Raw genomic sequence first — 16,342 nt, forward strand, 5'->3', positions numbered from 1 at the left:
CATCATGGCGATCACCATCATCCTCGCCTTCGTGGCGCTGTTCATCTTCGGCTTTCCGGTCGTCGTGGCGATCGCGGTTCCGGCCCTGCTCTATGTCATGCTGTCGGGGTTCCCGCTGGAACTGATCGCGCAGCGCATGACCTATGCGCTGGATTCCTTCCCGCTGGTGGCTGTTCCAGTCTTCATCTTCGTCGGAAGCCTGATGAACCAGGCGGGCATCACCAGCCACATCTACCGCTTCGCCCACACGCTGGGGGGCCGCGTCCCGGGCGGGTTGGCGCAGGTCAACGTCATCGGTTCGCTCGTCTTCTCGGGCACCTCTGGAGCGGCGCTTGCCGATATCGGCGGCTTGGGTCGGATCGAAATCCGCGCCATGGTGCGGGCGGGCTTCACCCGCGCCTATTCGGCGGCCATCACCGGCGCGTCCGCTGTCGTTGGACCTATCTTTCCGCCCTCGATCCCCCTGATCATCTATGGCTCGGCGACCAGCGTCTCGATCGTGCAATTGCTGGTCGCCGGCATTATGCCGGCGCTGCTCTATGTCGCCCTGCTGATGGCGACTGTGGCCTGGCTCGCCAAGCGCCACGATCATCCGCGCTCGAAGCGCTGGCCGACGTTTCGCGAACTCTGGACCACCTTCTGGCCGGCGGCCCCAGCGCTGATGACGCCGCTCCTGCTGATCGGCGGCATGCTGGGCGGCTATTTTACCCCGACAGAGGCCGCCTCGATTACGGTCGCCTACATCCTGCTGATCGCGATGGTCTTCTATGGCGGTCTCACCTGGCCTCGGCTGCGCTTTGCCCTGTTCGATACGGTGAAGACGACATCAGCGGTGCTGATCATCGTCTCGGCCGCGGCCTTGTTCGGCTGGATCCTGACCGTCGAGCAATTGCCGCAAACCTTCACGCGCAGCCTGCTCTCGATATCGACAGACCCGATCGTTCTCCTGATCATCGTCAACCTGCTTCTGATCGTCGTCGGCATGTTCCTCGACAGCACGACGGCGACGCTGCTGGTCGCGCCGCTGATCACGGCGCCACTCGTCATGGCCGGCGTCGACCCGGTGCATCTCGGCATCGTCTTCGTGTTCAATCTAATGATTGGAATCTTGACGCCCCCGATGGGACTGGCGCTGTTCCTTCTGTCGGACATCGCCAAGACGTCGATGCCCGCGGTGCTGAGGGCCGTCATGCCGTTCTACATCCCATTGTTCGGCGCACTCGCGATCATCACCTTCTGGCCCGACCTGACTCTCTGGCTGCCACGCATGCTGCGCTGATCGGTTGCGCGAGAAGAGCGACGACATCTTCGTCCACCAGACGTCGCTCACCTTGTACAGCTTCGCAGCCAGTCAGAGGCTCCCTGCTGCAAAATGGCCTGCTGCCGGTTTCGTGGACACCGAGATTGGATGTTTCATGAACCCGGCAGCGGCCATCAGTTCTGGTCGGAGACCGAGATCATTCCAGCAAGCGTCGCGCTGAAGCTGCCCCAAGCGCACAAGGCATCGAGCCAAGCCAGAAGGCGCGGCCACGCCATGACTGCGTTCCACCCAGCGCGTGGAAGGCCTCCTGCCTAGCAGCCTGGGCACTACGCCGCTTCTGGCAGGCTATCGCGCGCATTCGCTCGTGCTAGTCATGAGCCTTGGCCGGCTCGCGTAGCGATGCCCCGCCGGTGATGGCGGGGCTTTCGCGTTGAGGAATTCTCAAATGATGGGGCGAGGCGGACGCAGTGGCATCGGCCTGATGGTGCTGGCGATGATCGTCTTTGGCGCACAGGATGCCCTGTCCCGCCATCTGGCGGCGCGATACGGCATCGTTCTGGTTCTGACGATCCGGTTCTGGTTCTTCGCCCTCTTCGTGCTCGCCCTGAGTGCAAGGGCCGAAGGCGGACTGCGGGCCGTGGCCGCAACGCGTCACCCGGCACTCCAGGTCCTGCGCGGCCTGACGCTGGTCGCCCAACTCGTCCTGTTGATCGAAGGCTTCGTCCGGATCGGGCTTGTCGAGAGCCACGCGATCTTCGCCTGCTATCCGCTGCTCGTCGCGGTTCTGGCCGCACTGGTGCTCGGCGAAGCGGTGCCTCCGGCGCGCTGGCTCGCCATCGCGGCTGGCGCCGTCGGCGTCCTCATCATCCTTCAGCCAGGTGCCGGCGTCTTCACCCCCGCTGCCCTGATCGTGCTGGGGGCCGCAAGCATCTTTGCGACCTATTCGATCCTGACCCGGCTGGTCGCGCGTCATGACAGCCCGCAGACCAGCTTCTTCTATACCGGCATCGTGCCGGGCCTGCTGCTGAGCCTCGCCGCCCCCTTCGTCTGGAGGCCGCTGGCCATAACCGACTGGGGCTGGATGGCGCTGCTCTGCGTCTCCGGCGCGCTCGGGCATTTCCTTCTGATACGGGCCTATCAGCGCACGCAGGCGAGCCAGCTACAGCCATTTGCCTATCTCCAGCTCGTGACGGCCTCGGCGCTCGGCGTCATCGTTTTCGGCGAAGCACTATCCTGGACGACGCTGCTTGGAGCCGCGATCGTTGTCTTGGCAGGCTTGTCCAACGTCTGGATCGAGCGCCCGCGCTTGGCCGTTTGAGGTCTTGCTCACCCATCCCTTGGTTGGAGTTGGAGTCCGCAGTAAGCGGCCGCCCGGACCCGCGGGCATGAAGGATCGACCGGAGCGCCGTGCTGGCTATTGGGCCGGTGCTAGCTCTTGAGCCTCGTGCCGTAGGCGTGATGGACGATCCGATTGAATGAGCGGTAGAGCTGCTGGAGCCGGTCGAAATTGCCGCCATCCTGCGTGATCGGGCCGGCACTGTTGGCGATTGCGACGAGCTGCAGCGCGATGTCGTCGCGCGGAATCTCTTTCGAGAGCTCGCCGGCCGCAATCGCCTGATCGATGCCGGCCTTGATGAGATTGTCGAGCCTGACGCCGAAATCGGCCAGTGCTGCGCTGGCGCGCGGACCGATCACATCGCCCTCCAGCCGCATGCGCCCGATAAGGCTCCAGGGATTTGCGGTCTTGCCGGTCGGGTTATAGCGCAGATAGCGCTGCCGGTTCGACTCCATCATGCCTTCGATCTTGTCCGCGAAGCTCTTCCCGCTGCGCCAGTTCGTCTCCCAGTTCGCCAGCGTCTCCGCGACATAGTCGACGATGACCTCCTCGCAGAGATTGAGCTTGTTACCGTAATGATGATGGATGTTGGCGCGGGTCGTGTTCAGCATCTCTGCAACGTCGCGAAACCGGAACCCCTGAAAGCCGTGGCGCAGCAATAGCTCAAGAGATATGCTCTTGATCTCGTCCTTCATGCGGGTACTCCAATGATGCGGCGAGTCAGCCCCGTCTACAGATGACGCGCCACCTCGATGCCGTCCAGAGGCCCGAAGGCCGCGATGAACGCGCTTGCGATAGCCGCCTCGCTCTTGCCGGCGACCCGTGCATCCCCGATGATTTCGACCGAAAGGCCGCGCCCCCTCAGCCGGGCGGCGATGGCGTCGCCGGTGGCTTGCCTGGCCCTTCGATAAAACCAGTCGCGCCAGGCGGGATCGGCAGCCAGCGCCCGCAGCGGCCAACGTCGCGTCAGGCCGGCACGCAGCAGCCAGGCGACCAGGCCGCCGGCTCCGGCGCGGTAGCGCGCGCCAGTTGCGATCACGACATGGTCGAAGCCCTGCAGCGTCGCCGGATCCGCGAGCGCGTCGATGCCGGTGCGCAATTCGACCCGGCGCTCCAGGCAGGTCCGCTGCAGCGCCGCGAGATATTCATTCAGGCTCGCCTGATTGGCGGCGACGCCCTGGAATAGCGGCGCATGGCCCGCCAGCCGAAAGGCGCCACCCGCCTCGCGCCGGCGCTCGAAGACTGTGACCGCGTTGCTCTCGGCCATCAGCGAGGCATAGTTGAGCCCGGCCGGGCCGGCGCCGAGTACGGCGATCTTCCGGCCACTGGACAAGGGCACGGGCCTCGGCAGATGCGCCTCCCGGCCGGCCAGCGGATTGACTAGGCAATGCAATTGGCGGCCTTCCCGCATCCCGTCGACGCAGGTGTTGCAGGCGATGCAGCGCCGGACCTCCTCGCCGCGTTCTGCCTTCGCGACCCAGTCGGGATCGGCGAGCAGAGGCCGGCCGAGCGCGATGAAATCAACCTTGCCTGCGGCGATCGCCCGCGCGGCCTCGGCCGGATCGCCAAACCGGCCGACGCTGACGACCGGGATCGACACCTTGCGCTTGACGGCTTCGGCAAAGCCCAGAAACGGCGTCTTCGCTGTCGCCATAGGCGGGATCATGATCGCGGCCGTCGGCTGCGAGCGATAGTGGCCGCCGGTGACGTGGATCGCATCGGCGCCGGCCTGCGCCGCCCAGGCCGCGAGCGTCACCGCCTCGTCGCGCGTCATGCCGCCCTCGAAGAAGTCATCGCCATTGATGCGGACGATCACCGCCAGCCCCGGAACGGCGGCCTTGACGGCGCGTGTCACCTCGAGCGTGAAGCGGGCGCGGTTCTCGAGCAGGCCGCCATAGGCGTCGTCGCGGCGATTCTCGATCGGGTTTAGGAACTGCGAGATCAGATAGCCATGGGCAGCATGGATCTCGACCGCGTCGAAGCCGGCGCGTTCCGCCCGCTGCGCGGCCTCGGCGAAGCTGCGCACGGTCTGCGCGATCCGCGCCAGGCTCATCGCCTCGGGAACGATCACCTCGGTATGCCCCTCCTGCACGCTGTGCGGGATCGCCGAGGGGGCTATCGGGGTGACGCCGGCGATGTCGATCCGGGTATGGCCGCCGCCGTGGCCGATCTGGATCGCGGCTTTGGCCCCCGCCTCATGAATGGCCGAGGCCAGCCGAGCGAGGCCGGGCAGGAAGCGCTCGTCATGCAGGCCGAGCTCGAAATTGCGATGCTTGCCCGCCGGTTCCGGTGCAGCCATCTCGACCGTCACCAGCCCGACTCCGCCTTGCGCGCGCGCCCTGTAATAAGCGATGCCAGCTTCGGTGACGAAGCCTTCCGCATCCGCCTTGCGCGTCGTCATGGGGGCCATGATGACGCGGTTCTTCAGCGTCACCGGACCGATCCGAGCCGGGCCGAACAGCCGTGGCTGGTTGCTGTCGCGCATGGTGGTGGCCTCGCTTGCGCGGCGCTCAGGCCGCCAGCTTCCGCGCGCCGTCGCGGCCAATTCCGGCCTCTTCGAGCGCCCTACGGATGCGCGCGATCTCGGCTTCACCGAGCTTCATCAGCGGCGGGCGGACGATCGCCTTGTCGAGCCTGCCGAGCAGCACAAGAGCCTCCTTCATGCGATTGTGCATGTCGAGGAAGGGCGGGGCATAGAAGGTCTGCGACAGCGGGTAGATCCGGTCGTTGACGGCCTGCGCCGCCTTGAGATCGCCCGCTTGCACGGCGCGGAACAGCGCGACATGCAGGTCGGCGATGACGCTGCCTGAGCCGGAGAGCAGGCCATTGCAGCCGAGCGTTAGCGAGGCCATCAGCCAGGAGGAATGCGTCGTCAGGACGTTCACCGGGCGCGGCAGACTCTGGAAGGTGCGGACATGCTTCTCATGCAGCATGACGTCATTCGACCAGTCCTTGATCGCGGCGATGGTCGGAACCGCATCAAACAGCGCCAGCAAGGTGTCGAAAGTGTAGCCCAGATGGCTCGCCATCGGATACTGGAAGGCGATGATCGGCAGGTCGGTCGCGTCGGCGATGCGGCGATAATGGGCGATCGCCATTTCCGGGCGCAGATGCCCGCCCATCGCCATGCTGTTGGGCGGGAAGACCAGCAGCGCCGAAGCTCCTTCCTTCTCTGCCATCGCAGCGATGCGCGCGGCCTCGATCGAGCCGTCGGCGTAGACACCGTTGATCACTGGCACCGCGTCGCCGACCTCAGCCAGCGAAGCCGCCAGAATCTGGCGCTGCTCGTCCAAGCTGCAGGCGTGAACCTCGGAGGCGTGGCCGTTGACGGTCACCGCGGAGACGCCGTCGACGAGCGCACAATCGCGGAGATGCTTGCGGGTCTGCCGCTCGTCGATGCTCATATCCTCGTTGAGAGCGAGCAGCGTGGCGGGAATGACGCCGGCCGGGCGAAAATCCTTGAAGCGAGACATGGAGATGCTCCTGTTGGTTGCGTGAGCTTAGTCGTTCCACAGACCGCCGGTGACATTGATCGTCTCACCGGTGATGTAGTCGGCCTCCGCCGAGGCGAGATAGGCCACCGACTTGGCGATGTCGTCGGGCACGCCGGCGCGGCGCATCGGAATGTCGCGGGCGCGGTCACGGGAGCCAGGCAGGCCCTGCCTGGCGCGCAGCAACTCCGATTCATCGCGCATCTTGGTCTCGACGATGAGGCCGGGCGCGACCGCGTTAACGCGCACGCCATGTTCGCCGAGTTCGCAGGCGAGCGCCTGGGTCAGGGCCACCACCGCGAATTTCGAGGCGCAATAGGCGCCGTAGGCGGCGACGCCCGACTTACCCATCCAGGACGCCATGTTGACGATCGCGCCCGAGCGCCGCGCCACCATCTGCGGTGCGACTTTGCGCGTGACATGGAACAGGCCGTTGACGTTGATGCCGAACGTGGCGTTCCAATCGGCGTCGCTGGTGTCCAGAACTTTTCCGATGCGGCAGATGCCGGCATTGTTGACCAGGATGTCGACTGGCCCGAGCTCGTCCATCAACGCCCCGATGCCGGCCTCGACATCGGCCTTGCTCGAGACGTCTCCAGCCGCGACCACGACCTTGCCGGCGGTGGCGCGCAGTGACGCCGCGGCGGCCTCCGCAGCATTCCGGTCGATATCGAAGATCCCGACGTCGCAGCCTTCGGCCAGCAGCCGGGCCGCGATGGCCCTGCCGATCCCGTGGGCAGCGCCGGTGATGATCGCCTTGCGTCCTTGAAGTCCATACATGCCCATCGATGCTCGTCCGTCAGCTCTGGCTCTTGACCTTGCGGTCGCCCTGCGCGGTCCAGCCGCCGTCTACCGTCATCACCGTACCTGTGCAGAAGGAGGCGTCGTCGCTGGCGAGCCAGAGCATGGCCTGCGCGATCTCGACCGGCCGGCCCAGGCGCCCCATGGCCTGGCGCTCCTCCAGCCCACGGCGCAGCTGTGCCGCGCCCGGCGCCTTGAGGATTTCGGTGAAATACGGGGATTCGATCGTCCCGGGCGCGACGGCGTTGATCCGGATGCCGTCTTCGACATGGTCGATCGCCATCGCCCGCGTCAGGGCGGCGACTGCGCCCTTGGAGGCGACATAGGCGGCGCGGTCATGGATGCCGATATGGGCCGCCGCCGACGCCGTGTTGACTATGGCGCCGCCGCCCTGGCGCGCCATCGCCGGGACGGCATATTTGCAGCCGAAGAAGACGCCCTTGACGTTGACCGCCATCAGAGCGTCCCAGTCGGCTTCAGAGGTCGTCACCACCGTGCCGGCGAAGCCGTAGCCGGCATTGTTGACGAGAATATCGAGCCGGCCATGGGCGGCGACGGTGCTCGTTATCATCGCCTCGACCTCGGCCTCCCTGGCGACATCGACCCGCAGGGCTGTGGCATGGCCGCCCTGCGCCACGATCTCGTCGGCCACCGCCCGGGCAGCCGCTTCGTTGCGGTCGGCGACGACGACGGTCGCGCCCTCGGCTCCGAACAGCTTGGCGGCCTCGTGGCCGATGCCGGACCCCGCACCGGTTATGATTGCGATCTTGCCTGCCAGTTTCATGTCATCCATCATCTCGATCGCGGCTGACTTACGTGTCTGTAAGTGCCACGATCCTCGCCCTTCTTCAAGCCCCCCCTCCTCCGAGGCCCCGCCTGCGGGTTGCGGGCGCGGGCTTCGCGGCTGCTAGCCATACATGACCTTCGGCATCCAGGTCGCCATGGCGGGGAAGAACAGCAGCAGCAGCAGCACGACGACCTGGCAGATGATGAAGGGGATCACGCCCCAGTACATGTCCTGCAGCCGCATCGTCGGTGGCGCGATCGCCTTCAGGTAGAAGATCGAGGGCGCCATCGGCGGCGTCAGATAGGCCGTCTGCAGCATCACCAGCATCACCACCGAGAACCACAGCGGATCGAGCCCGAAGCTCTTCACCAGCGGGATCGCGATCGGCACGACGATCAGGATGATCGAGATCGAGTCGACGATGAAGCCGAGGATGAAGACGACGAACAGGATCGCCGCGACGACCGACCAGGGCGAGAGGCCGAGCGCGTCGAGAATGCCCTTGGTCGCCGCCATGCCGCCGGAGGCGAAGAACACCCCCGAGAACATGCCACCCGCCAGGATGATGGCGAGGATCATCGCCGTCAGCCCGACGGTCTGCAGCGAGGCCTGGAAGAGCAGGCGCCAGGTCATGCGCCGGTAGACGATCGCCAGCAGCAGAACACCGAGCGAGCCGCAGGCGGCGGCCTCGGTCGGCGTCGCCATGCCCGTGAACAGCGTGCCCAGCACCGTGAAGATGAGGAAGCCCGGCGGCACCAGCGCCACCAGCGTGAACCTGATCTTCTCGCCCAGGCTGCGCGGATCGGGGTCCTTCTCCGGCGGCGCCAGGGATGGCTTCAGCCCGCAGGCGATCACGATGTAGAGGATGAACAGGGCCGACATCGTCAGGCCGGGGATCAGGATGCCGGCCAGCAGGTCGCCGATCGGCAGGGTCGCGATCGGCGCGAGAACGACGACGGGAACCGAGGGCGGGATGATCGTGCCGAGCGATCCACCACCGCAGATCGTGCCGGCGATCAGCTTGTTGTCGTAATGGCGCTTCACCATGGCGGGAATCGCGAGCATGCCGACCAGCGTCTCGGTCGCACCGACGACGCCGCTCGCGGCGGCGAAGATCGTGCACATCAGCAGCGCCGCGATGGCGAGCCCGCCGGGCAGGCGCCGTGTCCACATGTAGAGCGCGTCGAAGAGGCGTTCCGCGATGCCGGCCCGCTCCAGGATCGAGCCCATGAAGATGAAGAGCGGGATCGCGCCCAGCACATAATTGGTCGAGAGATCGTCGATGCGCTGCGCGAACTGGTGCACGAGCGTGCCGCCGAAGCGCATCAGGCCGAAGCCGAGCGCCGCGATCATCATCGACAGGGCGACGGGGAAGCCGAGGAAGATCAGCCCCAGCAGGGCCGGGAACATCCACAGGACGGTCTGGGCGGTCATCGGGCCGGGCTCTCCGTCGCACGGCCGAAGACGACCAGCAGGTTTTCGATCGCCTTGGCGAAGCATTGCAGGCTGAAGAGCGCAAAGCCGATCACATAGATGACGCGATACGGCCAGATCGGCGGGTTCCAGGCCGAAAGCCCCGTGCCCTCGCCCGTGCGGTAGACGCTGGCGACGTTTCCGACGAGCGCGTTGGTCAGCCAGGCCAGCATGCCGGCCATGATCAGGTAGCCGACCGCATCGATCGTCGCGACCGCGCGACGGGGCAAAAGCTGGTGGATGAAATCGACGTTCACATGCTGGTCCGTCAGCACGGCATAGGACAGGCCGAGCAGGAAGATCGTCCCCATCATCATGTAGCTGAGCTCGAAGGCCCATTGCGTCGGCGCGGCGAAGGCGTAGCGGCTGACGACCTCGAACACCATGGCGAGAACGAGCGGGACGACGACGACAGCGCCCACGCGCCCCGACCAGAGCGAGAGCAGGTTGATGAAGCGAACGATGGGCATGACGACCTCGCACCGGGAGGCCCGCGGCGGCGACCATCAAGGCCGCCGCCGTGGGCGAGGGATCAGCGCGAGCCGATGGCGAAGCGGAATTCGCTCAGCGGCTTGACGCTGGCCATGAAGGCCTTCTGGCTGTCATAGGCCTTCTTGAACCAGGCGTTCGAGGCCGCCTGCTTGTCGGCCCACTCGCCCGAGGCCTTGACCACGGCAGCGGTCAGGCTCGGATCGACCTGGATCACCTCGATGTTGCTGGCCTTGATCTGCTTGTAGGCGTCGAGGTCGCTCTTGGCGTAGCCGAGATAGGTGTCGAGCACCGTCAGGCGGCCGGCGAGTTCGAGCAGCGCCTTGTCCTTGTCGCCGATCTTCGCCCAGGTCGCGTTGTTGAAGATGCAGTCATGCGCGCCCGACGGCGCATGCAGGCCCGGCATGATGATGTACTTGGCGACCTTGTGGAACCCTTCCGACAGGTTGCTGCCCGGGCCGCCCCACTCGATGGCGTCGACCACCTTGCGCTCCAGCGCGCTGAAGACCTCGGAACCCGGCAGCACGACCGTCGAGGCGCCCAGCATCGGCGCAATCTCGGCCCAGGAGGACGAGGTCCGCAGCTTCAGCCCCTTCATGTCGGCGACGGTGCGGATCGGCTTGTGCGAATGCATGAAGAACTCGGTCTCCAGCACGCCGCAGGGGAAGGCGACGACGTCGAACTTCTCCTTGCGCCACTGCTTCCACAGATCGGCGCCGCCGCCGTTGTAGAGCCACATCATCATCTCTTCGGGGTTGGGCCCCGCCGACCAGCCGGAGAAGATCGCGCCCGTGCGATCGACCGCCCAGTCATAGCCCGGCCAGCTGTGGCCCATGTCGGCGACGCCCTTCTGGACGGTCTCCGTGACCTTCAGCGCCGGGCCGAGCGCGCCGGCCGGGAAGACGTTGATCTTGATCCGCCCCTCGGTCATGCGCTCGACGTTCTCGGCGTATTTCTTCGCGCCGATGTCGAGCCAGTGCCCGCCCGCCCAGGGCGTCGCCATGTTGAGTTCCATCTTGTTCTGCGCCAGCGCGCCCTGCGCGCCGAGCACAAGGCCCGCCACGGTGGCGAGCGCGGCGGCGACAGTCTTGAATCCGGTCATGGTTTCGGCCTTTCCCTCTGTGGTTGAGCGTGGTTCTTGTCGTTGGCCCGGCCCGTCTTGCATCGGGTGACGTCAGTCGGGCAGTGCAGCCGTGGCGGCATTGCGGCCGGCGAGCCGGCCCGATGTGAAGGCCCAGGCGAGATGGTGGCCGTGACCTTCCAGGAGCACACCGCCTTGCCCGGCAGAGCCGGCGGCGTAGAGCCCGGGGATGGCGACACCGCCACGATCGAGCACCCGGAAGTCGGTGTCGATCCGGAGGCCGCCCTCGCTGAACACGATCCAGGACCTTGCCGGGCCGAGCGCGACGAACGGCCCCTTCACGATCGGCAGGCGCGCGCCGGCCGGATCGCCGTTGCCGAGCGCGGCATTGTGCGAGGCGACGCTGGCGGCCAGGCTGTCGGGCGGCACGCCGATCTTAACGGCAAGCTGCAGCAGTGTCGGCGCCGTGGTGTAGAGATCGGGTCGCGAGCGGGCATAGTCCGAGAGATAGGCAAAGCCGACCCCCGGCGCGGTCGAGACGAAATTAGGCCAGGTCTCGAAACGCCCGGCGATCACCTGGTCGCAGATAATGAAGGCCGATTGCCCCGGCTGGCGCCCGATCTCATCCTGGGGACGCGCACATTCGTCGCAAAAACGCTCGCCGCGCTGGTTGACCAGAATCGCGCCGGAGCGGAAGAGACCATGCGACGGCGCGAGATAGGTGGTGACGAACCGCAAGAGGAACGGGCGCACCACCGCATCCGGCAGGTGCTTCTTGGCCGCCAGCACGAGCCGCGCAAACCAGGGGCTCGTCGGCAAGCGTGCGATCAGGCTCGGGCGCGGCGGCGCCGCAAACCGAATCTCCGGTCCCCAGGCCAGATCGCCGTTCAAGACCTCGGAGCCGACTGTCTCGCCCATCGCCTGCCCATCGCCGGTACTGGCCGGATTGATGCCGCCGATGTCCAGCAGCGGCCCGTTCATGTAACGCCGCTTGAAGTCCAACGGAGCCGAGCTGAAGTCTCCCGAAGCCAGGATCACGCCGAGCCGCGCATGGACCTGCGTGGCTCCATCTGCATCCCGATCCGCGCCAACGACGACGCCGCGCACCCTATCGTCCCGATAGATCAGCGAGCTGACCGGCTGGTTCGTGCGAATCGTGACTCCGCTCGCCTTGCACGCCTTTTCGAGGTGGACGATGAAGCCGCGCGAATGCGGGATGATGGCGTGGAGCCGCGGCACGCGGTGCGGCGGCTCCGAGAGTGGTCCCATGAAGGTGACGCCCACCTCCTCCAGCAGCGCGATGGTTTTGGGCGCCTCGTCGACCAGGATCCGGCGCAGAGCGAGATTATCGCGGTTGCTGAGCGGGCCGACAAACGCGTCGAGATCGGCGAAATGCGCATCGGGATCGTCGTCGATGCCCATCTCGCGCTGCAGCCGCGTCCCGGACGCGCAGACCGTACCAACGGAAAGGCCGGTGGTGCCGCCGAGCTCGGCCGCCTTTTCCAGGAGCAGCACGGATCGACCGTGTCGCGCTGCGGCCAGAGCGCTCATCAAGCCCGCGCCGCCGCCGCCCACCACAATCAGATCGAATACAGGCTGACTCACGTCACGCTCCTTACTGACCTGCAGGTCAGTATGCAGGATCGCAGTGGGCAGTCAACTATGAAGCCGTGTCGTTTCCGTCTTTGAAAATCGAATGAACCGGCATCGCCGAGGCGTGGGGTTTTCGGCCATACTGGCCAGGCTGGGACCTGTTCCAGCCGCGCCTTGGAGCCCAGTCACCGCCGGGAACATCGCACCTGTCGAGCAGGATCAAGGCACGGCGCCATGCCATCGAGGAGCCTCTCGCACCGCATCCTTCCATCCTCGAAGGCATTGCTACGTGTTTCGAGAGGTCGTGTCCCTGATGATGGTGTCGCTTCGCGGGGACACCACGATGCCGGCTTTGGCCGGGCCAATTTCCCCTCCCCGACAGGCACTTTCCCGCATTGACCGAAAGGGGCGCAGAACCGCGAAACCCGGCTCTTGGAGATGCAGCTCATCCCAAGAGCCTTGACCAGATCGTCGGCCGAGCCGGTCGGAATGCCCGAGATTCAGGCCTTCTGGATTACGGCAGTAAGCGTCTTCTCGGCCAGTCGTGGCAAGCGGCCCGGACAGCTCAGCAATGGCATCGCACTATCGGGAACGGCTCATTGGATGTTCGATCGGCCTCTCTCATGACCTCAGCATCCACATCGACGCCACCATCAGCGACACAACCGCTGCGCGCAATTTGCCAAGCGGCGGGGCGGCTTTGACTCCCGATTGGTTAGACCATGCTTCTGATCCCGGCCCCGCCTATGGGCACCGACCCTCCCCGCGCGCCGCTCTCGGAAAATTCGAGTCCAGCACAGCTATTTCAGCATCCCGATGATCTGCTCTTCCGTAAATCGTGAGGGGCGCATTGTCCGTCGCATTGTGTGACGGACTCTACTCAAATCTGAACGGGGATCAGGGTCTCAGGTCACCCCGATACCGCCCGAACAGCGATAGGCCTGGCGGTCTGCATCGTTCGCAGCGTCGCCGCTTCCACGTGACCTTCCACCTGAGGATGGACGTCGAGCCAGCGCTTGCGGGCCAGCTGGAGATCGCGGGTCCCCAGCGCGATCTTAATTGTCCCTCGTCCACCAATGGACCGCCTCGCCCCATTCCAAGGGAGTTTGACCTCACCCGACAGGACGGACTTCAACCGGGGCGGAACATTGCGGAAATAGGTGAACCCACCCTCGGGGTGCTCGATCAGGAACGGATTGCCATTGCTGTTGAAGCGGCCCATCGGCACCTCGCTCGAAGGCCGATTCTAACCAGCATTCTAACCAGCCAGCGCCGAACGGGCTGACAATCGCAGAAAAACCGTGAAAATTCAATGAAAAGCGCGCGCAGTGGCGCTCCCATGGGGAATCGAACCCCAGTTTTCGCCGTGAGAGGGCGACGTCCTGACCGCTAGACGATGGGAGCAGCGCGGCAAGGGCTGCTGTTTAATCGCACCGCTGCCCGCCTGCAACTGTTTTTGCACGGCGATGCTGAAAATTGCGAAGGGGGCGCCGAGATGCGCCCCCTCCCGGTAGACGGATCGCCGCGGGCGAGGCCGGTCGTCAGGCCGCCGCGTCCTGCAGCGTCGGATAGTCGGTGTAGCCCTTGCCGTCGCCGCCATAGAACAGCGAGGGCTCGGGCGTGTTCAGGGCTGAGTCGCGCCGCAGCCGGTCGACGAGGTCGGGATTGGCGATGAAGAGCCGGCCGAAGGCGACCGCATCGACGCGCCCGCTCGCGACCGCCTCGATCGCCGAGGCGCGGTCGAAGCCGTTATTGGCGATATAGGCGCCGCGGAAGGCCTTACGCAGCGCGTCATAGTCGAACGGCAGGAAGTCGCGCGGCCCGCCCGTCGCGCCCTCGATGACATGGATGAAAGCGAGCCCTGCCTCGTCCAGCCGGGCGACGAGATGCGCAAACAGCGGCTGCGGGTCGCTGTCGCGCGCATCGTTGGCGGGCGTGACCGGCGACAGGCGGATGCCGACGCGCCCCTTCCCGAACACATTCACCACCGCATCGACCACCTCCAGCGTCAGCCTCGTGCGGTTCTCGATCGAGCCGCCATAGGCGTCGCTGCGCGTATTGGTGCCGTCGCGCAGGAACTGGTCGAGCAGATAGCCATTGGCGGCATGGATCTCGATGCCGTCGAAGCCGGCGGCCTTGGCGTTCTCGGCCGCCTTCACATAGTCGGCGACGATCCCCGGCAGTTCCTCCAGCGCGAGCGCGCGCGGCGCCGAGACGTCGACGAAGCCGCTCTCGACATAGGTCTTGCCCTTGGCGGGGATGGCGGAGGGGGCGACCGGCGCCTGCCCACCGGGCTGCAGCGAGACATGGCTGATGCGGCCGACATGCCAGAGCTGGGCGATGATCTTGCCGCCCTCGGCATGGACGGCGTCGGTCACGGCCCTCCAGCCGGCGACCTGCTCGGCGGTGTACATGCCGGGCGTCCAGACATAGCCCTGGCCCTGCTGCGAGATCTGCGTGGCCTCGGAGATGATCAGGCCCGCGCCGGCGCGCTGGCGATAATACTCGACATTGAGCGCGTTGGGCGCATCATTGCCATGGGTCGCGCGATTGCGCGTCAGCGGCGCCATGACGACGCGGTTGGCGAGATCGATGTCGCCGAGGCGCAACGGCGAAAACAGCGTCGGGTGGGACGGATCGGATCGGGTCATGGGGGTGGTCCTCGGAGGGGCCGCGGCGCGGCCGACAGAAAGGGAGGCCGTCCGGGGCGGCGCAGGCGATGCGGCGGCCCCGACGGTCGGACGCCCTCAAGATAGGTGCTGCAATGCAGCATGACAGGGCCGGGACATCAGGCTTTCGTGAACGACACGATCCCGCCGCCACGGCCCCAGCCCTCGACGACGATCCTCTCCCCGGCGCCTCCGAGGCGAAACAAACCATCTCCCGCCGGATGCTGCAGCACGTCGTCCGGCCCGCTACAGGCTGGCTCGGAGCCGGTCTGCGGGCCGCCGTCGACATCGTCTACCCGCCCTCCTGCATCGCCTGCCAGGCTGCAACGGGCGAGGCACAGGCCCTCTGCCCGACCTGCTGGGGCGAGATGCGCTTCATCGAGCGGCCCTATTGCGAGCGGCTGGGCACGCCCTTCGCCGTCGATCTCGGCGAGGGGATTGTCTCGCCGGCCGCCATCGCCGATCCGCCGGTGTTTGCGCGCGCCCGTGCCGTCTGCCGCTTCGACGGCAAGGCCCGCGAACTGGTCCACCGGCTGAAATATGGCGACCGTACCGACCTCGCTTTGACGATGGGGCGGATGATGATCCAGGCCGGCCGCGAATTGCTGCCCGACGCCGATGTGATCGTCCCCGTGCCGCTGCACCGGTTCCGGCTCTGGAGCCGGCGCTTCAACCAGGCGGCGGCGCTGGCGCAGGTGGTGTCGCGCGGATCGGCTGTGCCGCTCGCGCCGCTGGCTCTGACGCGGGTCAAGCGCACGCGCCAGCAGGTCGGGCTGACGCGGGCGCAGCGGGCCGACAATCTCCAGGGTGCGTTCAGGGTCCTGCCGGCGGCGCGGCCACAGATCGAGGGCCGCCGCGTGCTGCTGGTCGACGACGTCCTGACCACGGGCGCGACCGGCAATGCCGCGGCGCGGGCGCTGCTGCGCGGCGGGGCGCGCACGGTCGACATCCTGACCTTCGCGCGCGTCGTCTCGGATGGCACCTGACCGGACGTTTCGCCCGGTGACGAAACCATGACGAGCCCCTACATTGGGCTCAGCCCCAACCCGATGGACCCCGCGCGATGCCTCCCGTCACCATCTACACCACCTCCTGGTGCCCCTATTGCAAGGCCGCCAAGTCGCTGCTGACGAAGAAGGGCGTCGCCTTCGACGAGATCGACGTCGACGGCAAGCCGGAGCTGCGCCAGGCGATGACCGCCCGGGCCGGCGGACGCACCTCGGTTCCCCAGATCTTCATCGGCGAGACGCATGTCGGCGGCTCCGACGACATCCACGCGCTCGACGCGCGCGGCGAACTCGACAAGCTGCTGGCCGCGTGAGCGCCAGTCCTCCCACGACGTCCGGTTCCGGCGGCACGTC

15 protein-coding genes, 1 tRNA gene and 2 pseudogenes are annotated in these 16,342 nt (G+C 66.4%); 5 read left to right on the forward strand and 13 right to left on the reverse strand.

The window, feature by feature from the left end; genetic code table 11:
* Window positions 1-4 precede the first annotated feature (4 nt).
* On the forward strand, window positions 5-1,279 hold the full coding sequence (locus BSY19_RS25560) for a TRAP transporter large permease (RefSeq protein ID WP_069056626.1): 1,275 nt from the start codon (window positions 5-7) through the stop codon (window positions 1,277-1,279).
* A gap of 427 nt (window positions 1,280-1,706) precedes the next feature.
* Window positions 1,707-2,579: a DMT family transporter gene (locus tag BSY19_RS25565; RefSeq protein WP_069056627.1), complete on the forward strand. Its 873-nt coding sequence runs from the start codon at window positions 1,707-1,709 to the stop codon at window positions 2,577-2,579.
* Between the two features lie 110 nt (window positions 2,580-2,689).
* On the opposite strand, the gene BSY19_RS25570 is transcribed toward BSY19_RS25565, so the two are convergent.
* The 10 genes and pseudogenes from BSY19_RS25570 to BSY19_RS27750 form a co-directional block, all read right to left on the reverse strand.
* A complete protein-coding gene (locus BSY19_RS25570) occupies window positions 2,690-3,292 on the reverse strand; it encodes a TetR/AcrR family transcriptional regulator (RefSeq protein ID WP_069056628.1) in 603 nt (200 codons plus the stop codon).
* 35 nt (window positions 3,293-3,327) lie between these two features.
* A complete protein-coding gene (locus BSY19_RS25575) occupies window positions 3,328-5,082 on the reverse strand; it encodes an oxidoreductase (RefSeq protein ID WP_150129736.1) in 1,755 nt (584 codons plus the stop codon).
* Window positions 5,083-5,107: 25 nt separating this feature from the next.
* On the reverse strand, window positions 5,108-6,070 hold the full coding sequence (locus BSY19_RS25580; RefSeq protein WP_069056630.1) for a dihydrodipicolinate synthase family protein: 963 nt from the start codon (window positions 6,068-6,070) through the stop codon (window positions 5,108-5,110).
* Window positions 6,071-6,097: 27 nt separating this feature from the next.
* Entirely contained in the window at window positions 6,098-6,868 is a 771-nt protein-coding gene (locus BSY19_RS25585; protein WP_069057391.1) for an SDR family NAD(P)-dependent oxidoreductase, read from the reverse strand.
* A 19-nt stretch (window positions 6,869-6,887) separates the two neighbouring features.
* Window positions 6,888-7,673: an SDR family oxidoreductase gene (locus BSY19_RS25590; RefSeq protein ID WP_069057392.1), complete on the reverse strand. Its 786-nt coding sequence runs from the start codon at window positions 7,671-7,673 to the stop codon at window positions 6,888-6,890.
* A 123-nt stretch (window positions 7,674-7,796) separates the two neighbouring features.
* Window positions 7,797-9,110, reverse strand: a complete 1,314-nt coding sequence (locus BSY19_RS25595; RefSeq protein WP_069056631.1) for a TRAP transporter large permease — start codon at window positions 9,108-9,110, stop codon at window positions 7,797-7,799.
* A complete protein-coding gene (locus BSY19_RS25600; RefSeq protein ID WP_069056598.1) occupies window positions 9,107-9,619 on the reverse strand; it encodes a TRAP transporter small permease subunit in 513 nt (170 codons plus the stop codon). Before BSY19_RS25600 ends, BSY19_RS25595 begins: the two co-directional genes overlap by 4 nt.
* A 62-nt stretch (window positions 9,620-9,681) precedes the next feature.
* Complete coding sequence (gene dctP / locus BSY19_RS25605) at window positions 9,682-10,740, reverse strand: TRAP transporter substrate-binding protein DctP (RefSeq protein ID WP_069056599.1); 1,059 nt, start codon at window positions 10,738-10,740, stop codon at window positions 9,682-9,684.
* Window positions 10,741-10,812: 72 nt separating this feature from the next.
* Window positions 10,813-12,324 carry an FAD-dependent oxidoreductase gene (locus BSY19_RS25610; protein ID WP_150129737.1) on the reverse strand — a complete coding sequence of 504 codons (1,512 nt, stop codon included), beginning with the start codon at window positions 12,322-12,324 and terminating at the stop codon, window positions 10,813-10,815.
* Between the two features lie 395 nt (window positions 12,325-12,719).
* Window positions 12,720-12,857: pseudogene (locus BSY19_RS27750) on the reverse strand (IS256 family transposase); the annotation flags it as partial.
* Between BSY19_RS27750 and BSY19_RS28670 the strand changes: the two are divergent.
* Window positions 12,839-12,933, forward strand: a pseudogene (locus BSY19_RS28670) (HNH endonuclease); the annotation flags it as partial. The pseudogenes BSY19_RS27750 and BSY19_RS28670 sit on opposite strands and share 19 nt — an antisense overlap.
* Before the next feature lie 289 nt (window positions 12,934-13,222).
* On the opposite strand, the gene BSY19_RS25615 reads toward BSY19_RS28670, so the two are convergent.
* The 3 genes from BSY19_RS25615 to BSY19_RS25625 form a co-directional block, all read right to left on the reverse strand.
* Window positions 13,223-13,534: a hypothetical protein gene (locus BSY19_RS25615; protein WP_069056632.1), complete on the reverse strand. Its 312-nt coding sequence runs from the start codon at window positions 13,532-13,534 to the stop codon at window positions 13,223-13,225.
* A 107-nt stretch (window positions 13,535-13,641) separates the two neighbouring features.
* Window positions 13,642-13,716 (reverse strand) — tRNA-Glu (locus tag BSY19_RS25620).
* 137 nt (window positions 13,717-13,853) lie between these two features.
* Window positions 13,854-14,963 (reverse strand): alkene reductase, encoded by a 1,110-nt coding sequence (locus tag BSY19_RS25625; protein WP_069056633.1) that lies wholly within the window; start codon window positions 14,961-14,963, stop codon window positions 13,854-13,856.
* A gap of 239 nt (window positions 14,964-15,202) precedes the next feature.
* Between BSY19_RS25625 and BSY19_RS25630 the strand changes: the two genes are divergently transcribed.
* Both BSY19_RS25630 and grxC read left to right on the forward strand, forming a co-directional pair.
* Complete coding sequence (locus tag BSY19_RS25630) at window positions 15,203-15,967, forward strand: ComF family protein (protein WP_069056634.1); 765 nt, start codon at window positions 15,203-15,205, stop codon at window positions 15,965-15,967.
* Window positions 15,968-16,044: 77 nt separating this feature from the next.
* Window positions 16,045-16,302, forward strand: coding sequence for a glutaredoxin 3 (gene grxC, locus BSY19_RS25635; RefSeq protein WP_066722841.1), 258 nt, complete (start codon window positions 16,045-16,047; stop codon window positions 16,300-16,302).
* Window positions 16,303-16,342: the final 40 nt, after the last annotated feature.

Source organism: Bosea sp. RAC05, from assembly GCF_001713455.1.
Lineage (GTDB): Bacteria > Pseudomonadota > Alphaproteobacteria > Rhizobiales > Beijerinckiaceae > Allobosea.